Origin of the sequence: Enterococcus sp. AZ128 (assembly GCF_051714485.1) — a bacterium.
GTDB lineage: Bacteria > Bacillota > Bacilli > Lactobacillales > Enterococcaceae > Enterococcus_A.
On the sequence record NZ_JBIORZ010000001.1, the window covers coordinates 306298 to 328010 of the forward strand.

Genomic DNA, 21713 nt, shown 5'->3' on the forward strand with positions numbered 1-21713 from the left:
TCTTTCTTGACCGACTGTCGGTCATTTTGATTTTAAATGTTAAGCTCAACGGGTTTTGTTGAGCTTACGGGATGAAGATTTTTTGTAATTGTGCGGTTGTTTGATCGTAAGGATGGATTTCTTGGTTCACATCCAAGGCTTTATAAATTAAATCTGTTGCAGCAATGACACGGTTTTGAATGGTTTCAGGTGCTAATTTTTCAATTTCATCAAACATAGTTTGAATACCAGCGATTAAAAATTGGATGCTCTCAAGCGGGTAGGCTGTATTGAATTCACCTTGTTGTCTGCCAACTTCAATGATTTCTGCTAGGACGGGACAAACTTGATTGATGGTGCCGTCTAATGCTCGCTGTTTCATCAATGAATTCTCCGGCATTTGGAATTTGTCGACCATTTCTTCTTTACGCTCATTTTCCTGATCGATTTGTGAAAGGAAGGCGATGAGCTTTTCCAGTGCTGATCCATTTGAAGCTTGGATTTCTTTGGCTCTTGAAATTTCTTGGTCAATGATCTGACCGATGACTGCATCCAAGACTTCTTCTTTTGAAACGAAGTAATGATAGAAGGTTCCTTTTGCGATGCCGATTCGTTTCAAAATGTCATTGACGGTCGTTTTGTTGAATCCTTTGGTTAAGAAGAATTCTTCGGCGGTGGTGATGATCTCATTTCTTCGTTCATCGTGCTCCTTTACGATTCGCATGTCTGATCTCCTTTCTCCCAACCGACTGCCGGTCGTTCTTTCTGACTTAATAATACCGACCGTGGGTCTATAAGTCAACACCTTTTTGAAAAGAATTTTAATATTTTTTAAAAAGGCCGTCATATCAAGGATTTTAGTCGAAATATTTTTTTGTAAAAGCTTTCTTTTAGACTTGACACATGAATGGTCGCTCATATATAATATACATGAAGAAACGTTCATATGTAAAAAGAGAGAAGGGTATCTCATGGAAAAAGTATATCGTTTGGATGGATTGGATTGCGCGAACTGTGCAGCGAAAATCGAGCGTTCGGTCCAACAAATCAAAGGAGTCGAAAATGCGCAGGTTGATTTTATGAGCACGAAGCTGACGATCAACGCTCCTGAAAAGGAAATCGGGCGAGTTTGTGAAGAAGCGAAAGAGGTTGTGAACAAATTAGAACCAGACGTTGAAGTGAATAGTGTTCAAACGGAAAAGGTCGAAGAGAGTTCTAAAGGAAAAATCATTCAAATCGTTACAGCCATCTTAGCATTAGGCGTGTTGACGATCGTTAAACCGGCCATGCCTGGCGAGTTGATTGCTTATCTGATTTTATATTTATGGATCGGTTATGATGTTCTGAATACTGCGATAACTAATATTTTTCATGGTGAGATATTTGATGAAAACTTCTTAATGGCAGTGGCGACAGTCGGCGCGATTGCGATCGGCGAGTATCCTGAAGCGGTGGCAGTGATGCTGTTTTACCAAGTTGGCGAATTCTTTCAGGATTATGCAGTCGCCAAATCAAGAAAATCGATCAGCTCGTTATTAGCGATTCGTCCTGATTCGGCAAACTTGATCTTGAATGGCGAAGTAAGAAAAGTCGCACCGAAAACGATCCATGTCGGTGATCAGATTTTGATTAAGCCGGGCGAAAAGGTTCCGTTAGATGGAATCGTCAAGGAAGGACGTTCAATGTTGGATACTTCGGCGTTGACTGGTGAATCCGTCCCACGCAGTATCAATGCTGGAGAACAAATCCTTAGCGGCTTCATTAATCAAAGCGGACAATTAACGGTGGAAGTCACAACGACTTTTGGTGAATCGACCGTCAGCAAGATTTTAGATTTAGTCGAAAATGCCAGCAGTAAAAAGGCGCCGGCAGAAAACTTCATTACCAGTTTTGCCCGTTACTATACGCCAATTGTTGTTGGATTGGCCGTATTGTTGGCAGTGGTGCCGCCGTTAGTTACAGGCGAACCGTTTTATGATTGGGTTTATCGGGCATTAACCTTCTTGGTTATTTCTTGCCCCTGTGCCTTGGTGATTTCAGTACCACTCAGCTTCTTTGGCGGAATCGGCGGTGCAAGTAAAGCCGGTATCTTGATTAAAGGAAGCAACTATATTGAAACGTTGGCGAATGTGGAAACACTGGTCTTTGATAAAACAGGAACCTTGACCAAAGGCGTTTTTGAAGTTCAAAATGTGGAAACAACGATCAATCAAAAGGATTTCTTACGCTATGTGGCGAGTGCCGAACAAAGCTCTAGTCATCCGATCGCGCAATCAATCGTGAAGTATGTCGACCAACCACTATCACCAATCAGCCAGCTGGAAGAAATTGCCGGTTTCGGGATTTCAGTTGAGATCGAAGGACATCATTTCTTAGTCGGAAATGAAAAGCTGTTAGCTAAATACGATATTCCGTTCCAAGCAGTCAGTGAAATCGGTACGATCGTTTATGTGGCAATGGACAGCAAGTACGTTGGACATTTGTTGATCGCTGATGAGCTGAAGGACAATGTCTCAGAATCCTTGTCAGAAGTGAAGAGCTTAGGTGTGAAGCGGACGGTGATGCTGACAGGAGATAATCGTATGATTGCTGATGCGATTGGGAAGAAAGTCGGAATTGATCAGGTCTACAGCGAGTTATTGCCAGAAGATAAGGTCAACCATTTAGAAGCTGAATTGTCCCGGGAACAAAAGACCGCGTTTGTCGGCGACGGGATGAATGACGCGCCTGTATTAGCACGAGCAGACATTGGGATCGCGATGGGCGGACTTGGGTCCGACGCAGCGATCGAAGCAGCGGATGTCGTGATCATGGACGATCAGCCCGCTAAAATTCCGGTTGCGATCCAAATCGCCCGCAAGACGATGGGGATCGTGAAACAAAATATCGTCTTTGCTATCGGAGTGAAGGTCTTAGTTTTGTTACTAGGTGCTTTAGGATTCGCGACCATGTACGCCGCGGTTTTCGCCGATGTCGGTGTAACTGTGATCGCAGTGTTGAATGCGATGCGTTGTTTGCGAGTGAAGTAATATTATGATAGAAGAAAAGGCTTTGTGACTGGCCCAGTTGCAAAGCCTTTTTTGTCAGTTATGCTTTTTGCAGTTTATCAGGTTTGATATGTAAGTATAAGTTTTCATGTATCAACGAACTAACTGTTTAGCATAATGATATGTGGACGAGCTTAAAAGGAATTTTTGCAAAAAAATGACTTCATTATTTATGAGCCTACTGCGAGTCCAACTTTTTACTGTATTTAAGGTAAAAATGATTGGTCAAAGCTTTTAGTTGGATCGTATGCGTGACGAGGATATAATTATTTTTTCTGGTTTTGGAAAAATGACTTTTCCACTGGTGGAAGAGGATAAAAATTTTTTCGCATATCAGTTGACTAAAACAGATTACAATTGTAAACTGTATTTGTAGATTACAAATGTAAACGAAAGGGGCGGAAAGTTATGACAATGACGGTGGCACCAATTAAGATCAGCGATTCGGAGTGGGAAGTCATGCGAGTGATCTGGACGCAAGATTCGACCACAGCACAAGAAATCATTGATATTCTTGGACAAACGATGGATTGGAAACCAGCAACGATAAAAACGTTGTTAGGGCGTCTAGTTAAAAAAGAAGCGGTACGAACAGAACAATCTGGGAAAAAGTACATTTATTACCCTGCCATTAGTGAGGGTGAAACAGTTAAAAGTGCGACAGAAAATTTATTTTCGCATATTTGTGCGAAGCGGATTGGCGAGACGATTGCAGAATTGGTTGCTGAAGCAGAATTGACGGACGCGGATGTTGAGCGGATCAAGGATCAGTTAATAAATAAAAAAACTGTAGCAACGATCGAATGTAATTGTATCCCTGGGCAATGTGAATGCAATCATCATAAATAAACAAGTGGCAGGAGCCATAAAAAAAGAGGAATGGGAGATTATTATTATGAAAAAAGAATTTGCAATTAACGGAATGAGTTGCAATCACTGTGTAGCAACTGTAGAAAAAGCGATCAATCAATTGGATGGGATCGACAAGGTGAAGATCAATTTGAAAAAAAATCAAGGTGTCGTAAAATTCAATGAAGCAAAAGTTTCAGCCGATCAAATCGCCGCAGCAGTGACTGAATCAGGGTTTGAAACTGAGGTGATCTAATTGGCAGATGCATCAGTAGAAACATTTGCGATCACGGGGATGACTTGTGCGAATTGTTCGGCTCGAGTAGAAAAAGAGCTCAAGGCGACAGAGGGTGTCTTAGAAGCTAATGTTAATCTGGCGACGGAAAAAGCAACAGTACAATTTGACGAGACGTTATCGGCTGAACAGCTGATTCAGCGTGTAGAGGCGATCGGTTATGGTGCAATTCTGTTTGATGATGCGCATAAACAAAAGATCGAAGAAGAAAAAGCCGCTTATTTGAAGAAAATGAAGCGTGATTTGATTATGAGCGCAGTGTTGACTGCGCCATTGATGATCGCAATGATCGCGATGCTGCTAGGCAGTCATGCTAGTTGGGTCCATTTCTTACATTTACCGCTTGTTCAATTGATTTTAGTAACGCCAGTGCAATTTGGTGTGGGGCAGCGTTTTTATCGCGGAGCGTATCATGCACTGAAGACTAAGGCGCCCAATATGGATGTCTTGGTCGCGATGGGAACTTCGGCCGCTTTCTTACTAAGTGTCTATAATGGCTTCTTTAATCCTTATAATTCGGATCTGTACTTTGAAAGCAGCGGCATGATCATTACCTTGATCCTGTTGGGTAAATATCTAGAACAAAAGGCCAAGACAAAAACCAGCGATGCGATCAAGCAGTTAATGAATCTGCAAGCGAAGACGGCAACAGTTATTTTAGAAGGTACAGAGAAACAAGTGCCGATCGAAGATGTTCAGGTCGGTGATTTGCTGCGGGTACGTCCAGGAGAACAAATTCCAGTTGACGGGAAAATTTTTGCTGGGCAAACGACCATCGATGAAAGTATGCTGACGGGGGAAAGTTTGCCTGTCGATAAAAAGGTTGAAGATCAAGTTTTTGGCGGAACGGTCAATACGACGGGAAGTATCGAATTCACCGCGACACAAGTCGGCAGTATGACGGTGCTTTCGCGAATCATTCGGATGGTAGAGGATGCGCAAGGTGAAAAGGCACCGATCCAGCAAATCGCAGATAAAATCTCAAGTATCTTTGTTCCAACAGTATTAGGCCTTGCATTGCTTACCCTATTAGCAACAGGATTATTGACTGGAGACTGGCAGCAGGCGATTGTCCACAGCGTCTCTGTTTTAGTAATTGCTTGTCCATGTGCGCTTGGTTTAGCAACACCGACGGCTATTATGGTAGGGACTGGTTTAGGCGCCAAGTCAGGGATTTTGATCAAAGGCGGCGGTGTGTTAGAAAAAATCGCACACCTGACAACAATCGTTTTAGACAAAACAGGCACGATCACAGAAGGAAAGCCTGTAGTAGCTGATTTTGAATCCTTTGATCCCCAAGCATTAGCTTATCTGACCAGTATCGAACACCATTCTGAACATCCATTAGCCAAAGCGATCTATAACTACGGCAAAGAACAAGTGGATGTTTTACCAGTAACGAATTTTGAAAGCTTGACAGGACAAGGTGTGACTGGTGAAATCGGTGGTCAACAATACTATGTCGGGTCGAAGCGGGGAGTACGCGAGCGAAATATTTCATTTGCGGAAGAACGTGTGATAGCGTTAGAAGAAGAGGGCAAAACGGTGATGTTCTTAACGGATCAGGCAAAAGTTCTGGCGATGATCTCGGTGACAGACCAAGTCAAACAATCCTCTAAAGCTGCAATTGACGCGTTGCATCAGGCCGGTATAACGGTCAAGATGCTGACGGGGGATAATCCTCAGACGGCTCGTTATATTGGTGAGCAGGTAGGGCTGAAGGCGGCAGATGTTGTCGCGGAAGTGCTGCCAGAAGACAAAGCTCAAGTCGTTAAGGAATTACAAGCGCAGGACGAATCGGTTGGAATGGTTGGTGATGGTATCAATGATGCACCAGCACTTGCTTTAGCTGATATCGGTATAGCGATGGGCAGTGGAACGGATATTGCAATGGAAACAGCGGATATCACATTGATGAACAGCGACTTATTATTAGTCGAAAAGAGTATTCGTTTATCCAAATTAACATTAAGAAAAATCAAACAAAATCTATTCTGGGCGTTTTTATACAACGTGATCGGGATCCCATTTGCGGCACTAGGCTTCTTGAATCCAATTATCGCTGGTGGTGCGATGGCTTTTAGTTCGGTCAGTGTGTTACTAAATTCGCTCAGCTTGAATCAGAAGAAATTGTAGGAGGCGCATTTGTCATGAAACAAGGAGAACGAATGGATGAATCGATGAAAGTAGATCACTCAAAGCATGAGCATCATGAGATGGATCATTCAATGAGTGGGCACGATCATCATACGATGGATCATGGTATGGATGGACATAATCATCAGGAGATGGATCATGGCGGAATGGATCATTCGATGCATATGGGAAATTTCAAACAAAAATTTTGGCTCTCTCTTGTTCTGGCGATTCCTATCATCATTCTTTCTCCGATGATGGGGATGCGCCTGCCGTTCCAATTCACCTTTCCAGGTTCTGAATGGCTCGTGCTAGTTTTAGCGACAGTTCTCTTTATTTATGGGGGACAGCCATTTTTGAGCGGTGCTAAAATGGAATTGAAAATGAAGAGTCCAGCTATGATGACTTTGATTGCGATGGGGATATCGGTGGCTTATATTTATAGCTTGTATTCATTTGTTGCCAACAAGGTGAACCCTCATGAACATGTGATGGACTTTTTCTGGGAATTAGCTACATTAATCGTGATCATGCTTCTAGGCCACTGGGTGGAAATGAATGCTGTTTCGAACGCTAGTAATGCATTGAAAAAGCTGGCTGAATTGCTGCCTGACGAGGTTAACAAACTCGAAGTTGACGGCTCAACAACCAAAGTGAAACTGCAGGATATTCATTCCGGCGATTTCTTGCTTGTTCGTGCGGGAGATAAGATGCCGACGGATGGTGAGATTATTGATGGTTCGACTATTGTAGATGAATCTGCGGTAACTGGTGAATCAAAAGGTGTGGAGAAAACGGTAGGTGATTCTGTTATTGGCGGTTCGGTCAATGGTGATGGCACGATTCAATTGAAGGTGACCGGCACAGGTGAAGAGGGCTATTTAGCCAAAGTTATGACGATGGTGAAGGAAGCGCAACAAGAAAAATCAAAATTAGAATCTATTTCTGATAAAGTAGCCAAATGGCTGTTCTATATTGCTTTAGCTGCTGGTATTCTGACATTTATCGCTTGGTTGGTTGAAGCTGATTTGCCGCAAGCGTTGGACCGAATGGTAACCGTCTTCGTGATTGCTTGTCCTCATGCTTTGGGCTTAGCAATTCCTTTAGTTATCGCACGTTCCACTTCATTAGCAGCTAAAAATGGTTTGTTGCTAAAAAGTCGTCAAGCATTGGAGCAAGGCAACCAATTGGATTATGTTTTTCTTGATAAGACGGGAACGTTGACTGAAGGGAAATTCACTGTGACAGGTGTAGAAGTTTTAACGGATATCAGCAAAGAGGAAGCCTTAAAAAATATCGGTGCTTTGGAAGCTCAAACCAATCATCCTTTAGCGGTTGGTGTGATGAATTATTTGAAAGCTGAGAACATTGAAGCTTATCAAGCTCAAGATGTTTCGACTTTAAAAGGGATCGGTGTAAGCGGAACGGTCGAAGGTCATCAAGTGATCCTAGCCAATCAAAAAGAAGTTGAGAAACGTGAATTGAGCTTCGATCAAGAAAAACTGAAGGACTATCAAGCACAAGGCAATACGATTTCTTTTCTATTGATTGATGATGAACTAATCGCTTTCTTCGCAATGGGGGACACCTTGAAGGAGCAAGCGCAAGCGTTTATCAAAAACTTGCGTGCTACGGGAATTGAACCCGTAATGCTGACAGGTGACAACAAAGAAGCCGCGAAAGCTGTGGCAGATTATTTAGACATCAAAGAGTTTTACAGCGAACTGTTGCCGGATGACAAAGAAAAAATCATTAAGAGCTATACTGATAAGGGCAAGAAAGTAATGATGGTGGGCGATGGGATCAATGATGCGCCGGCTTTAGCCAGAGCTTCGATTGGTATGGCGATTGGGGCAGGCACGGACATCGCGATTGATTCTGCGGATGTTGTTTTGACCAACAGTAATTTACCTGATATTTTAAAATTTGTCCGCTTAGCTAAAAAAACACACAGCAAAATGATTCAAAATCTTTGGTGGGGAGCGGGTTATAATATTTTAGCAATTCCATTGGCTGCCGGTGTTTTGGCACCTATCGGAATCCTGCTGAGTCCTGCGGTTGGTGCGGTGTTGATGTCATTAAGCACGATCATCGTCGCAATCAATGCCATGACTTTAAACGTCTGATTAATTCAGACGTTTATTTTTTTTGAAAAAAATTGAGGAAAAACTTTCTCTCAATTTATGCTATTTTTGAATTAGATAATTGTGATGAGCAATAGAGGAGACATAAAGTATGATTTGGCAATTGATAATAAGTGAGAAGACGCAACGATATTTGCAGTTAATTGAACTAGTAAAGAGAGAACAATACACAGTGCCTGAAATGGCTAGACAAACAAGGGTAAGTATAAGAACGGTTATGCGTTCTCTTGAAGAATTACGGCAAAAAGGATATGTTATAAAAGAAAAATCTTGGAGAATTGATCGGCAGTGCTATCCAAGCTATATGGAAGTCCATCGGAAAATAATAATGGCAGATTCATTTTTTGGGCTTTTTCGACAATATCTCTGGCAGGAAGCTTCGGAAGAAATCAATTATACAAAAGTGAAACAATTAAATCAGCATTTGATTTGTTTGAACCTTTCGGCAAATCGGAAAGCAGGTCGATTGTTAGGGGAGCCAAGTCTGATTTTTTTATTACAATTACGTTATTTGAGAGACTTTTATTATTTTGAAGAACATGAAATTTATCAACAAATGGATCGGTATTATGAAGATTATCCAGTCTCCCCGTTAAATGACGAGTTGTATCCAGATAAAGAGCTGATCAACAGATTTATTGAGGAAGTCAATATACAGGAAAAATTATCGGAATTTTTCTTCTTTGATCACATGCGCTATCATTTTCAGAGTTTTACTGAATTTTATCATTGTCATCGAAACCATCAGACTGTCTTATATGAAGAGGTTAAACAAGCGAGTATGATGGTTGATGAAACGATAGCTTGGCAAAGTGAACTATTAAAGAATACATTCGCGGTGAAGCTGTTTGATCTTTTTTTGGGAATCCGACAGGGCCTTCCATTAGCAATCTACAATTCAAAATGGAAACAGGGGGCGATTTCGGAGAGTTATTATCACCTTAGTAAAGAATTAAAACGAAAAATTCCTATGCTGAGCAATTGTCGAATTGATGAACTGGCCTTAGCTTTGAGAAACATAGGATTTGCTAGTCATCAAGTTGCTTTGACGACGACACCTACTTTGGAATTTTCTTTATTGATCCAAGAGAGATTTGAGTCATTTTTTCCATCTGATTGAGGAAAATTAGATGAGGATTTTTCTTCAAGAAAGGTTATGCTATAATGATGAAGACTACGTTGAGGATACTACTATTTTTCGCGTGATTACAGTACTTTTGTGGGTTATTAGAATATAAAAATTTTTCTATGAGGACTATAAAAAAAGGATATTAGCCTCGTTTTTTGCGATCATCCGTTCTAGCTCTTATTGCAGGAAGTTCGGGAAAACGCTCCTATCCGTATATTTTGCGAAAGTTAACCTATAAATAATTTAAAATTAATTATAGGCTCGCATAGTTATGGCGAAGACTGTATCGTTGATATGCAAGATGAACATCAAACTCAATGTCTCTAGAAAAAATAAATACATGAATAGGAATTAGGATGCCAGTTCCACTTTTTCCAGTAAGGTATTGTGAAGAAGTAATCTTCATAATAAAGTGATATAACAATAAAAGTGTATAGTGGAATGGTATACGGCATGAACATCAAACTTATTTTTTCTAAAAGAAAAAATAAATACATTAATAGGAATTAGGATGCCAGTTCCACTTTTTCCAGTAAGGTATTGTGAAGAAGCAATCTTCATAATAAAGTGATATAACGATAAAAGTTTATAGTGGAATGGTATACGGCATGAACATCAACCTTATTTTTTCTAAAGGAAAAAATAAATACATTAATAGGAATTAGGATGCCAGTTCCACTTTTTCCAGTAAGGTATTGTGAAGAAGCAATCTTCATAATAAAGTGATATAACGATAAAAGTGTATAGTGGAATGGTATACGGCATGAACATCAACCTTATTTTTTCTAAAAGAAAAAATAAATACATTAATAGGAATTAGGAGGAGAGCAGAGTGGGATTGCGAAAATTAGATGTTCCGACATCTTCGATTACGGAAGTAAAAAAATCACCAATGGATGTTTTTGCTCAAGCTCGTAAAGCAGAGACCGGGGTTTATATCTTTAACCGTGAAAAAATTGCTGGAGTGATGCTTACCAAAGAACAGTACGAAGCATTGGTGGAGGAATTAAATACTTTACGAGATACTCTTTATCAACCAGTGGAACGTGAATTACCAGTCCCAGAGGAATTAGAAGAATTGGCGACTGCATTGAGAACGACATTAGCAAAAGGGTCAGTTATTTCCGCTCGGTATTTAGACGAACGGATGGTAGCGACTGGCTTCATTACGAAAAAAACCGGTTTTGGCGGTGTGACGGAAATGATGAAGGAACTGGAAGATACGGGGAAAATTATCTACCAGCTGCGTCGTCGTGAGCATAACAAGGTCATTTACGCTGAAATTTTTGGGGAACCTCAGGAATTTCAACGAGGTTCAGCTGATAAGCTGATGATCCGAAAAGTAAATCTGATTGAACGATAGACAGTCTATACTGTCTATTTTTTTTTAGCTTTTTTCCCTGCATCAACAGGTTAGTAAACAGATACGTGCACGAAAAGAAACACTATAGATGAATTAATTATCGTTCTATTGTTACAATTTAAGATAGCTTCTTAAATTTCTGATGCGTTCAGCATGATTAATTGTCTGTGAACAGACGTTCGGTTATAATGAGTAGAGAAAGTATTGCTGGAAGGAGGAGAGCAGAATGGCTGAGTTGGTTTTTCCATTGAAGAACGACACATCGCGAAAAATTATTCATATGGACATGGATGCTTTTTTTGCTTCCGTTGAAGAGCGAGATGATCCAGAACTGGCGAAGCATCCATTGGTGATTGCTCGCCATCCTTCTGATACTGGCGGTAAAGGCGTGGTGACTACAGCGAATTACAAGGCGCGAGTCTATGGTATTCATTCAGCCATGAGTGCGCAAAAAGCATTTGAATTATGTCCGCAGGCGATTTTTAAACCTGGTGATCATGAAAAATATAGTGCAGTCTCAAAACAGGTACGAGAGATTTTTCGACGCTATACGGATATTATTGAGCCGGTCTCCATCGATGAAGCATACCTTGATGTAACGGAAAATAAGATTGAGTCTCGTTCAGCGATCAAGATTGCTCGGATGATACAGCAGGATATTTGGCAGGAACTTCAGCTGACCTGTTCTGCTGGTGTCAGCTACAACAAATTTTTGGCAAAGCTGGCTTCTGATTATCAAAAACCACAAGGTATGACGGTTATTTCACCTGAAGAGGCGGTTTTCTTTTTGAAACGATTGCCGATTGAAAAGTTCCATGGGGTAGGTAAAAAGACTGTACCAAAAATGAATGAATTGGGGATTTTTACAGGAGCAGATTTATACGAGAAGAGTGAAATGTTTTTGATCCAAGAATTTGGCAAGATGGGTTATTCTTTGTATCGGAAGGTGCGGGGAATTCATGATTCACCAGTCAGCATCACTCGCGAGCGGAAATCTGTCGGCAAAGAGCATACCTACGGACGTCCGCTATCAACAGAGGATGAGGTATTAAGCCAGTTGCGGCAGTTGGCAGAAAAAGTTGAGGGCTCGTTGAAACGGGTGCAGCGTCATGGCAAAACGGTGGTGGTCAAGATTCGCTATGCGGATTACACAACGGTGACACGCCGTGTGACATTGCCTTATTACATAGAAAAAAAAGAAGAATTGTTTTCTCAAGCGAGCTTGATTTGGGAAGAAATCGGCGGCGTAGAAAAAGGGATCCGATTAGTCGGTATTACCTTGACCAATCTAGATCCCGTTGCTTATGAAAATATTGTGTTGCCATTGTGGGAAGAGCGATCAAATTAGTTCGCTCTTTTTAATTTGTTCAAAAGCTTTCTCTGAGTCATGAAGCTTTTCCCAGATGACCACTTCACCTTGTGCTAACGATTTTTTGACATCGATGATCCGCTGATTAAAACTGCCGCGGAATTGCAGCATCAGGTTTTTCTTTGAAATATCAAAGCGGCCGTCAACTAGGATATCGATCTTGCTCAGCATTTCCAATTTATCCTCACTGTCTTGCAGCAGCTCTTCGAACGTATAACCGCTCCAAGACCAAATATCTTTCGTGTCGCCGAACTCGGCACGAATTCGATCAATCACCCTCAAGCAGACTTGAGTATTTAGGAACGGCTCACCGCCTAAGAGAGTAATGCCTTGTACGTAGTCGAGAGCTGTATCAGCGATCAGCTGATCTTCTAATTCTTGTGTGAAGGGTTTGCCGTAATGAAAATTTTGCGAAGCAGCGTTGAAGCAGCCTTCACAGGCAAATGGGCAGCCGCTGACATAGAGACTGTTGCGGACGCCTTCACCATCGACAAAGTTGAAGGCCTTGTAATCAGCGATATATTGTTGGCTTAATTCGCTGGCTAGCCATTCTTTTGGTTTGGGATTACGCATATTTTTCACCTTTCAAGTAAAACAGGGAGCGGCAAAGAGCGCCGTCCCTGTCAATCGTATTTCTGTTTTTACAAAATGGGCTATCTGCTCATTTTTTTATTTCATGTGTTTTACGCGGGATGCGATTTCTTCATGACGACCGTGAACCATTGGGCGTGCTTGAGGGTTGCCTAGGTAGCCGCAAGTCCGTTTTACTACGTCACATGATTTTGGATCGTGATTGCCGCATTGCGGACATTCAAAGCCGCGTTTAGTTGGTTTGAAGTCGCCTTCGAAACCACATTCGTAGCAGTGATCGATCGGTGTATTGGTTCCGAGATAAGCGATGCGGTCATACCCATAGTTCCAAACAGCTTCTAATGATTTTGGATTTTGCTGTAGGACAGGGTATTCACAGTAATGAATGAAGCCGCCGGAACAATATTTCGGATAGTCTTTTTCAAAGTCTAATTTTTCGAATGGTGTTGGATTTTTACGAACATCGTAATGGAAACTATTCGTATAGTAGTCTTTGTCTGTAATGTTCTCAACGATACCGAAACGTTCAGTATCCAAACGACAGAAGCGGTCCGTCAAGCTTTCACTTGGTGTTGAGTACACACTGAAGTGATAGCCGTATTCATTGCCCCAAGCATCTGCGTGTTCCTTCAAGTCTTTCATAATGTCTAAAGTGAATTCTTTTGCTTCGGGAGTATCTTCCCATTCACCGCCATAAAAGACGCTAGCGACTTCGTAAAGGCCGATATAGCCTAGAGAAATAGTTGCCCGTTTGTTTTTGAATAGTTCGTTGACTGCGTCCGTCCGTTTTAATCGTTTGCCGAAAGCACCGTATTGATAAAGAATTGGTGCATTTGCAGGTGTGGCTTCTTTACAACGGTCGATCCGGAAGACCAAAGCGTCTTTTGCGATCTGCAGACGCTCTTCCAATAATGACCAGAATTTGTCTTTATTGCCGCCAGACTCTAACGCGATTCGCGGTAAGTTCAAAGTAACAACGCCAAGGTTCATCCGACCGGCATTGACTTCTTCGCCTTGCTCATTTTTCCAGCCTTGTAAGAATGAACGGCAGCCCATAGGCACTTTGAAACTCCCTGTTAGTTCGATCAATTTATCGTAGTTCAAGATATCCGGATACATCCGTTTTGTCGCACATTCCAAAGCCAATTCTTTAATGTCGTAGTTGGGATCGTTTGGTTCTAAGTTCGTCCCGCGACGCAAAGTAAAGATGAGTTTAGGGAAGATGGCTGTACGTTTTTCACTACCTAATCCTTCGATGCGAATCTGTAAGATCGCTTTTTGAATTTCGCGTTCAAACCAATCTGTTCCCAGACCGAAGCCTAGCGAAGTGAATGGTGTTTGCCCGTTTGAAGTAAATAAGGTATTGATCTCATATTCCAAACTTTGCATGGCATCGTAAATATCTTTGCGTGTTTTTTGTTTTGCAAAAGCTTTCTGTTTCTCAGGAGTTTCGATCCATTCTTCAGCGTCTTTTAAGTGTTTGTCGTAATTTAGGCGCGCAAAAGGAGCTAACAGCTCATCAGTACGGTCTGCTGAACAGCCGCCATATTGGCTGGATGCCACGTTGGCAATGATTTGAGAGATTTGAGCAGTTGCTGTTTGGATTGATTTAGGACTTTCGACTTCCGCATTCCCGATTTTGAAGCCGTTGTTCAACATGCCTTTGAAGTCAATCAAACAGCAGTTAGTCATCGGTGTATAGGGATGATAGTCCAAATCGTGATAATGGATATCGCCTTTTTGGTGAGCATTCGCCACGTGAGGCGGCAGCATTTTTAAACCGATCGATTTACCGACGATCCCAGCCGTCAAATCACGTTGTGTGTTAAAGACATCACTATCTTTGTTCGCATTTTCATTAACGACAGTTTGATCCTTATTGATCAATTTGCCGATGGTAAAGTTGATATCGGTTGCTTTGCTGCGTTGGAAATCACGATGTGTCCGGTAATTGATATATTCCTCAGCCAATTCATATTCGTTGTGTTCTAATAAGATATGTTCCACAATGTTTTGGATTTCATAGATTTTGATATCACTAGTAAAACGCTCTGAAATTTCTCCATCTACTCGTTCAACAATTGACTGGATGCGTTCATGAGCCAGTGGGTCAACGGATCCTTTGATTTTTGTTTCTGCTTTGATTAAGGCATCATAAATTTTTTGATCATCAAATGCTGTGTGACGACCATCACGTTTTACGACCTTAATATTTTTTAGCGACGGCTGATATTCGTTGATCAACGAATCTTTTGTGTGGATTTCCATCATTGCAAGCACTCCATTTCCTTTAAAGTTCATTATCAATCATATAGTATTTCTTACGCAGTTGCAACGATATATGGTATAAATTTTTGGGTAAAAAAAAAAACACACCATATATAGTGTGTTTGTTTACTGAAAGATAAAAGAAAGCTGATAAGGACAAGCTTCCAAATAAGATAAAATAACTGAAAAATATTTTTCCGAAAAAGTGAAGAAATTGTAAGATTATTGAAGGACGTTTCACATAAGAATCCACCTCAAATATGATACCATAAAAGAAAAAAATTAGATGTTACAAATAGATTTCAGTCTGATACTTTTAGCTTAATTTTTTTGTTTTTTACGTATGAATTGAATGAAATGGAACAGAACTAAAGGATAAAGGCTGAAGGGCATGGTATGCTTGCCTGAATCAATTTAGTTTTCAACTTAAAAATAATTCCTCTAAATTAGAGCTAGGAGGGTAACCAATGGAAAAAATCATCAATGTCCAACATCTTAGTAAAAGTTACGGTACACGAAATAATAAAGTGAGTGTTTTAAATGATTTGAATTTTACGGTAGAAAAGGGCGAGTTTGTTGGCATCATGGGACCGAGCGGGGCTGGTAAAACGACCTTAATGAATATTTTGTCGACGATTTTATTACCAACAATGGGCTCCGTCAAGATCGCTGGAGCGGATATCACACAGATGCGGGAGAGTCGATTGACGGATTTCCGGCGAGAAAAACTAGGGTTTATCTTTCAAGATTTTAATTTGATCGATAGCTTGACCGTTAAGGACAATATTATCTTGCCACTGACGGTTAGTAAGCTTTCAAATGATGAGATTGAGGAACGGGTCCTTCGTCTAACGAGAATTCTCAAGATCGATCATATTCTGGAACGATATCCAGAAGAAATTTCAGTAGGTCAGCAGCAGCGGACCGCGGCAGCTAGAGCACTTATCAGCAAGCCTTTGGTCTTATTCGCTGATGAGCCGACGGGGTCTTTGGATTCAAAAGCCGCTTCGGAATTTCTAAATTATTTAGATGAGGTCAATCTTCATGAAGAGACGACGATTTTAATGGTGACTCATGATCCCTATACCGCAAGTTATTGCAATCGGGTCTTGTTTATCAAAGATGGGCGATTCTTTTCTGAGATCGTTCGCCGTTCTTCCCGCAAGGACTTCTTTGAAAAAGTAATCGACATGCAAGCAACGATCGGCGGGGGTGGGAAAGCCAATGCTGATTAGAATCATTTGGCGAGGCTTCAAAAAACAATTATCGAACTATTTGATCTTTTTCTTCAGTCTGATTTTCGCGGTAATGGTGTATTACTCTTTTACTGCGATGACCTATGAACAGCCTTTGATTCGCAGTGCTGGTAAAAACACCCAATTGGTAGGGATGCTGGGGTTCGGCAGTTTTGCGGTTGTTTTGATATTGCTTTTCTTTATGGCGAATACCAATCGCTTCTTTATTGAAAATCGGCGCAAGGATATTAGTATCTTTCATCTATACGGCTTGAATTACTACCAGATCTGTCTCTGGTTTATTTTAGAGATTTTCTTTATCGGAATTTTTTCTTTTGTAACAGGGATCGGATTGGGGGTTTTGCTGTCCAAACTGTTCAGCATGATTTTGGTTAAGGCAATGGACCTGCCGCTGCAAGTTCATTTCTTCTTTTCAACCGATGCGATTGTCGCCACGGGTCTAGTGGTGCTATTCATTCTTGCGGTGGTCTCTTTTCAGATTTTATGGCTAGTATCGGGATATAAATTTTCCCATTTAAAAAAGCTTCATTTGCGTAAGATCCAAGCAATGAAGGTGAGCTTATGGAAGAAGATCTTGGGCGCTATTGGTGCACTGTTATTGCTGAGTGGTTGGGGAATGGCCGTAGCGTATATTGTTTTTGCCCGCAAAGTGAGCAATCATTTCGGATTGATTGAAGGAAATATCTTGCTGATGGGAATTATTTTTCTACTATGTGTGATCGGCAGTTATTTATTTTTTGCCTATACGTTGCGTTGGTATAATTCTTACCGGCCTAAGCGTTTGAATAAAAATCTCGGTATGCTGTCTCGCAGTGAATGGCAGCTGCGATTGTTTAGCGAGTGGCGTTTTTTTGGATCTATCACCGTTGCTTTGGGCTTGGCATTAGCGATTTTAGGCGGAATGGCCGCGCTTGTTTCATTACAAATGCGTTCAGTGAATGAAATTGCTCCAGCGTCTTTGATGATTACCCGAGAAAGTTATGAGAAGCTCGCGCCAAAACTAACTAGCATACCTTATCAACGGCAGTCGCTTAATTTTAAAGCAGTACCGGCGAAACAAAGTGTCGAAATCTCTGGTGAAGGGGTTAATTCACAGCCGGAAATTATGGATATGGTTTCTCTTTCTGATTATCAAGCGTTTCAAAAGACGAATCCTACGTTGAAGGATATTCATTTGAAGTCAGCGAATTCGACAGTGGTTTTGAGTTCATACCAGCGCTATTTAAATGATTATACACATTACAGCAAGATCATTTATTTGAAAGAGCGGAACTTGACTGTTCAAGAGACACATCCAAACTTTTTTGGAGATACTAACATGCGCTATGGGACTGGGATGATCGTCGTTTCAGATGCGTTGTTCAATGAAACACCGGGTCTTGTCTATACCGTTGAAGTGGTTGATGTGAAGCATCAAAATGAAGAAAAACTAAACAGATTGATTCGTAAAGAATTGAAGGGGGATTGGGATTTTCCGATCCATTATGAACTCGCTTGGAAGAATCAGCAAATTATTGGTGACATCACTGAGGGAGAAGGACCAAAGAAAGAGGGTTCGACGATCTATCGTTCAGAATATACTTCTCATCAAGAAGTCTATCGAATGTCGCGCAGCAGTATGGGGCTGGTTCTATTCGTAGTGACTTTTGTAACAACGACATTCATTGTTGCGACGGCCAGTATGGTGACGCTTCGTCAGCTCTCAGAATTTAAGCAGAAACGAAAGAAGTACGCGTTGTTGCGGCAGATGGGGATTCCTGACAAAACGATTTATCAAGAAATTAAACGAGAGAATCGTGTCGTCTTTTTCATTCCTGCCATCCTAGCCTTGATCCACAGCATGCTGGCCCTCTCGGTCATTTCCCATATTGCTAAGAATGCGGACTATTGGTTTGTGTATCTGTTTTGCGGATTGATGTTAGTGGTTTATGCGCTCTTTTATTGGATTTCCTGCGTCTATCAGAAAAAGCTTCTGTAAAATTATTGGGAAAGAGTCTGTGACAAGATTTTTGTCACAGCCTCTTTTTTTATGCTCATTTTTATTCAGGAGAATGGACAGTTTTTTTAGAGTCAGGAAAGAATCATTTATAAATTGGTATAGTAAAAGGCAGTCATATCAGCTCTTCTATCCTATTTGAAAGAAGACTATTAAAACAATTGTCAAGCATGTGACAAAACTGTTCGTTTGAAAGCGGTATATGTAAGAGAATCAAATGGTAGATTTTTGTCAACGTTCTATAATTATCACAAAAGAAAAAGGAGAGGACGATTAGATGAAGGAATATTTGAAACGTCCGACTACTCGTTATTGGTTAAGTTTTATTGGAAAGACGATTTTCTACTTTGCCGTCCTTTTGATTCTAATTTACTTATACCATTACAAGAGTATTCAAGGCGGGAATTTTATTTATAACGAATTCTAGTGAAGTAAAATAGAATGTTTTGGAACGAACGGGGGGACAATTATGAAAAATATCATCACAGCAATCGATCGCTGGTCTAGTGAACAGCCTGAAGCCATTGCTTACCAATCAGAAACAGAAACATTCAGTTATCAAACATTACGTCAGTGGTCAGATAATTTGGCGTACTACTTAAATCAACATACCCTAGCCAAAGCACCGATCGTTGTGTTTGGCGAATTGGAATTTGAAATGATCGCCAGTTTCTTAGGAGCGGCGAAAAGCGGCCATGCGTATATCCCGATCGAGTCGAATACACCACTGGATCGGATTCAATTGATTTTGGAGGTCGCTCAGCCGGCACTTATTGTAAGCATTTTGCCATGGCCTAAAGAAATCACTGCTGAGGTTCCAGTCGTGACGCCGGCGGAACTTGCAGAAATTTTTGAGACAGAACAACTACTGGGAGAGCTACAGCCAGTCACAGAGGATGAAACGTTTTATATCATCTTTACTTCTGGAACGACTGGTGTTCCGAAAGGTGTGCAAATCAGTCATAAAAATCTGCTGAGCTTTACCAATTGGGATCTGAAAGCTTTTGGGATCGAGTCGGGGATGCGGTTCTTATCGCAAGCGCCATATTCATTTGATCTATCTGTCATGAGTATTTATCCAGCGCTTTGCAGCGGCGGGACATTAGTTCCAATGGAAAAAAACATCATCAATGATTTCAAGAAATTATTCAGCTTTCTGCCGAACCTAGCTCTGGAAGTCTGGGTATCAACACCATCCTTTATGGATATTTGTTTGATGGAAAAGACCTTTGATGGTGAGCATGTCCCTTCACTGAAGATTTTTCAATTCTGTGGAGAAGAGCTTCCTCGTAAGACGGCAGAAGAATTATTGCGGCGCTTTCCAAATGCGAAAGTTTTAAACACCTATGGACCGACAGAAGCAACTGTTGCGATGACGCAAATTGAAGTGACGGAAGAGCTCTTAGCGAAATATGACCGTGTACCGATCGGCTATATCAAAGAAGATACTGAAGTCTTAATCTTTGATGAGGATCGACCAGCAGCCGTTGGCGAAGCAGGGGAGATCATTATTAAGGGTCCAAGCGTTTCAAAAGGCTACCTGCACAATCCGGAAAAAACGGCTGCCGCCTTTTTCGAAATTGAGGGCGTTCCAGCTTATCGTACTGGCGATGCCGGACGTTTGCAGGAAGACGGTCTGCTGCTTTACGAAGGACGGATTGATTTCCAAGTGAAGCTGCATGGTTTTCGGATCGAATTGGAAGATATTGATCATCATTTAGAAAACGTTTCTTACGTGAAACAGGCGATGGTCGTTCCGAAATATCAAGAGCATAAGGTTCAACAATTAGTCGCTTATGTTGTCGCCAATGACAATGACTTTGAAAAGGCCTATCAGCTGACAAAAGCTATCAAAGAAGAATTGGCAGAAGGGGTCATGGAATACATGGTTCCGCAAAAATTTGTCTATGTCGATCAATTACCGTTGACAGCTAACGGGAAGATTGACCGTAAGAGATTAATCAGCGAGGTGAATAGTTGATGCTGATTCCGCACATGGTGCCTTATGCGTCACCCATATATTTTATTATTTTAGTTGTGACGTTGCTGCCATTAATTTTAAGTTTATTGATTCGCGGAAAACGAATTGGTTGGTATCAATCATTGATCACATTGTTCTTTCTCTACATCTCCTTTGGCGGAAAAGATTATCGTCAAGGATTGGCATTGATCGGCTACGTGATCTTCCAGAGTATTTTAGTCTGGTGTTACAACCATTATCGTAAGAACAAAAATCAAGCCGGTGTCTTTTACTTTGCGGTATTTTTGAGTATCGTGCCGTTGATTCTGGTCAAAGTAACGCCGTTCATGGATGGGCAAAATTCCCTTTTTGGTTTTCTAGGAATCTCCTATCTAACCTTTAAATCTGTTCAGATCATCATGGAAATGCGCGACGGTATGATCAAGGAATATAGTCCGTTGAACTATATCAAGTTCTTGCTGTTCTTTCCAACGATCTCTTCAGGTCCGATCGATCGTTATCGTCGGTTTGAGAAGGATTTGAATGAACCGCCAGCACCGGAAAAATATGTTGATCTATTAGGTGCAGGTGTTCATGATATTTTCCTTGGATTCTTGTATAAGTTCGTGATTGGGTATTATTTTGGACAAGTATTACTACCGATTGTTGACCGGATGGCGATGCACCATGGCGGTATCTCATGGGGCTTAGTCGGTTACATGTATGTCTATAGTATGTACCTCTTCTTCGACTTTGCCGGCTATAGTTTATTCGCTGTTGGTACCAGCAAGCTGATGGGGTATGAAACACCGCCCAACTTCAATAAACCGTTCTTATCTTGGAATATCAAAGAGTTCTGGAATCGTTGGCACATGACCTTGTCCTTCTGGTTCCGCGACTATATCTATATGCGTTTGATGTTCACCTTGATCAAAAAGAAGACCTTCAAGAGCCGAATCGTAGCTTCCAATGTTGGTTACTTCGCTTTGTTCCTGATCATGGGTGTCTGGCATGGCTTGACTTGGTATTACATTTTATACGGATTCTACCACGCCGCATTGATTTGTTTGACGGACGCGTGGCTGCGTTTCAAAAAGAAACACAAGAAACAAATTCCATCCAATAAATTTACCCACGTGTTGGCGATTTTCTTGACCTTCAACGCTGTCTGCTTGAGCTTTTTGATCTTCTCAGGCTTTTTGGATAAATTATGGTTCCACAATATATTTGCCAGTCCAGCTTTTAGCAGTTTACTAAAATTCAAGCTGATGTAATGCTTTAGGAATAAAAATATAGCGTGAACTATTTAGCTGGATGGTATGCGAGATGAA

The 21713-nt window shown here is 41.1% G+C and carries 16 protein-coding genes; 13 read left to right on the forward strand and 3 right to left on the reverse strand.

Annotated features, from left to right (window positions below):
* Nucleotides 1-64 precede the first annotated feature (64 nt).
* Nucleotides 65-703 (reverse strand): TetR/AcrR family transcriptional regulator, encoded by a 639-nt coding sequence (locus IGI38_RS01385; protein ID WP_438725820.1) that lies wholly within the window; start codon nucleotides 701-703, stop codon nucleotides 65-67.
* A gap of 247 nt (nucleotides 704-950) precedes the next feature.
* On the opposite strand from IGI38_RS01385, the gene IGI38_RS01390 reads away from it, so the two are divergent.
* The 8 genes from IGI38_RS01390 to dinB all read left to right on the forward strand — a co-directional run bounded on the left by IGI38_RS01390 (nucleotide 951) and on the right by dinB (nucleotide 12290).
* Nucleotides 951-3008, forward strand: a complete 2058-nt coding sequence (locus tag IGI38_RS01390) for a heavy metal translocating P-type ATPase (protein WP_438725822.1) — start codon at nucleotides 951-953, stop codon at nucleotides 3006-3008.
* 426 nt (nucleotides 3009-3434) lie between these two features.
* A complete protein-coding gene (locus IGI38_RS01395; RefSeq protein ID WP_438725824.1) occupies nucleotides 3435-3875 on the forward strand; it encodes a CopY/TcrY family copper transport repressor in 441 nt (146 codons plus the stop codon).
* Nucleotides 3876-3921: 46 nt separating this feature from the next.
* Nucleotides 3922-4131, forward strand: a complete 210-nt coding sequence (gene copZ / locus IGI38_RS01400) for a copper chaperone CopZ (RefSeq protein WP_438725826.1) — start codon at nucleotides 3922-3924, stop codon at nucleotides 4129-4131.
* 39 nt (nucleotides 4132-4170) lie between these two features.
* Complete coding sequence (locus IGI38_RS01405; RefSeq protein ID WP_438730229.1) at nucleotides 4171-6306, forward strand: heavy metal translocating P-type ATPase; 2136 nt, start codon at nucleotides 4171-4173, stop codon at nucleotides 6304-6306.
* A 14-nt stretch (nucleotides 6307-6320) separates the two neighbouring features.
* Entirely contained in the window at nucleotides 6321-8432 is a 2112-nt protein-coding gene (locus tag IGI38_RS01410; RefSeq protein ID WP_438725828.1) for a heavy metal translocating P-type ATPase, read from the forward strand.
* Between the two features lie 109 nt (nucleotides 8433-8541).
* Nucleotides 8542-9570 carry a hypothetical protein gene (locus IGI38_RS01415; RefSeq protein WP_438725830.1) on the forward strand — a complete coding sequence of 343 codons (1029 nt, stop codon included), beginning with the start codon at nucleotides 8542-8544 and terminating at the stop codon, nucleotides 9568-9570.
* Between the two features lie 841 nt (nucleotides 9571-10411).
* Entirely contained in the window at nucleotides 10412-10942 is a 531-nt protein-coding gene (locus IGI38_RS01420) for a hypothetical protein (protein WP_010745652.1), read from the forward strand.
* A gap of 226 nt (nucleotides 10943-11168) precedes the next feature.
* The gene (gene dinB, locus IGI38_RS01425) at nucleotides 11169-12290 is read left to right on the forward strand and encodes a DNA polymerase IV (protein ID WP_438725832.1); all 1122 of its coding nucleotides are present in this window, start codon (nucleotides 11169-11171) and stop codon (nucleotides 12288-12290) included.
* Here dinB and nrdG read toward each other — a convergent pair.
* The gene (gene nrdG, locus IGI38_RS01430) at nucleotides 12282-12884 is read right to left on the reverse strand and encodes an anaerobic ribonucleoside-triphosphate reductase activating protein (RefSeq protein WP_438725834.1); all 603 of its coding nucleotides are present in this window, start codon (nucleotides 12882-12884) and stop codon (nucleotides 12282-12284) included. The two genes, dinB and nrdG, sit on opposite strands and share 9 nt — an antisense overlap.
* A 96-nt stretch (nucleotides 12885-12980) precedes the next feature.
* Nucleotides 12981-15173: an anaerobic ribonucleoside-triphosphate reductase gene (nrdD, locus tag IGI38_RS01435; protein ID WP_438725836.1), complete on the reverse strand. Its 2193-nt coding sequence runs from the start codon at nucleotides 15171-15173 to the stop codon at nucleotides 12981-12983.
* Between the two features lie 464 nt (nucleotides 15174-15637).
* Between nrdD and IGI38_RS01440 the strand changes: the two genes are divergently transcribed.
* From IGI38_RS01440 to dltB, 5 genes are all read left to right on the forward strand, one after another.
* On the forward strand, nucleotides 15638-16405 hold the full coding sequence (locus tag IGI38_RS01440) for an ABC transporter ATP-binding protein (protein WP_438725838.1): 768 nt from the start codon (nucleotides 15638-15640) through the stop codon (nucleotides 16403-16405).
* On the forward strand, nucleotides 16395-18404 hold the full coding sequence (locus tag IGI38_RS01445) for an FtsX-like permease family protein (RefSeq protein ID WP_438725840.1): 2010 nt from the start codon (nucleotides 16395-16397) through the stop codon (nucleotides 18402-18404). The genes IGI38_RS01440 and IGI38_RS01445 overlap by 11 nt, the downstream gene beginning before the upstream one ends.
* A gap of 295 nt (nucleotides 18405-18699) precedes the next feature.
* Complete coding sequence (locus tag IGI38_RS01450) at nucleotides 18700-18849, forward strand: teichoic acid D-Ala incorporation-associated protein DltX (protein WP_438725842.1); 150 nt, start codon at nucleotides 18700-18702, stop codon at nucleotides 18847-18849.
* Nucleotides 18850-18891: 42 nt separating this feature from the next.
* Entirely contained in the window at nucleotides 18892-20403 is a 1512-nt protein-coding gene (dltA, locus tag IGI38_RS01455) for a D-alanine--poly(phosphoribitol) ligase subunit DltA (RefSeq protein WP_438725844.1), read from the forward strand.
* Nucleotides 20403-21656, forward strand: a complete 1254-nt coding sequence (dltB, locus tag IGI38_RS01460) for a D-alanyl-lipoteichoic acid biosynthesis protein DltB (RefSeq protein ID WP_438725846.1) — start codon at nucleotides 20403-20405, stop codon at nucleotides 21654-21656. The genes dltA and dltB overlap by 1 nt, the downstream gene beginning before the upstream one ends.
* Nucleotides 21657-21713 lie beyond the last annotated feature (57 nt).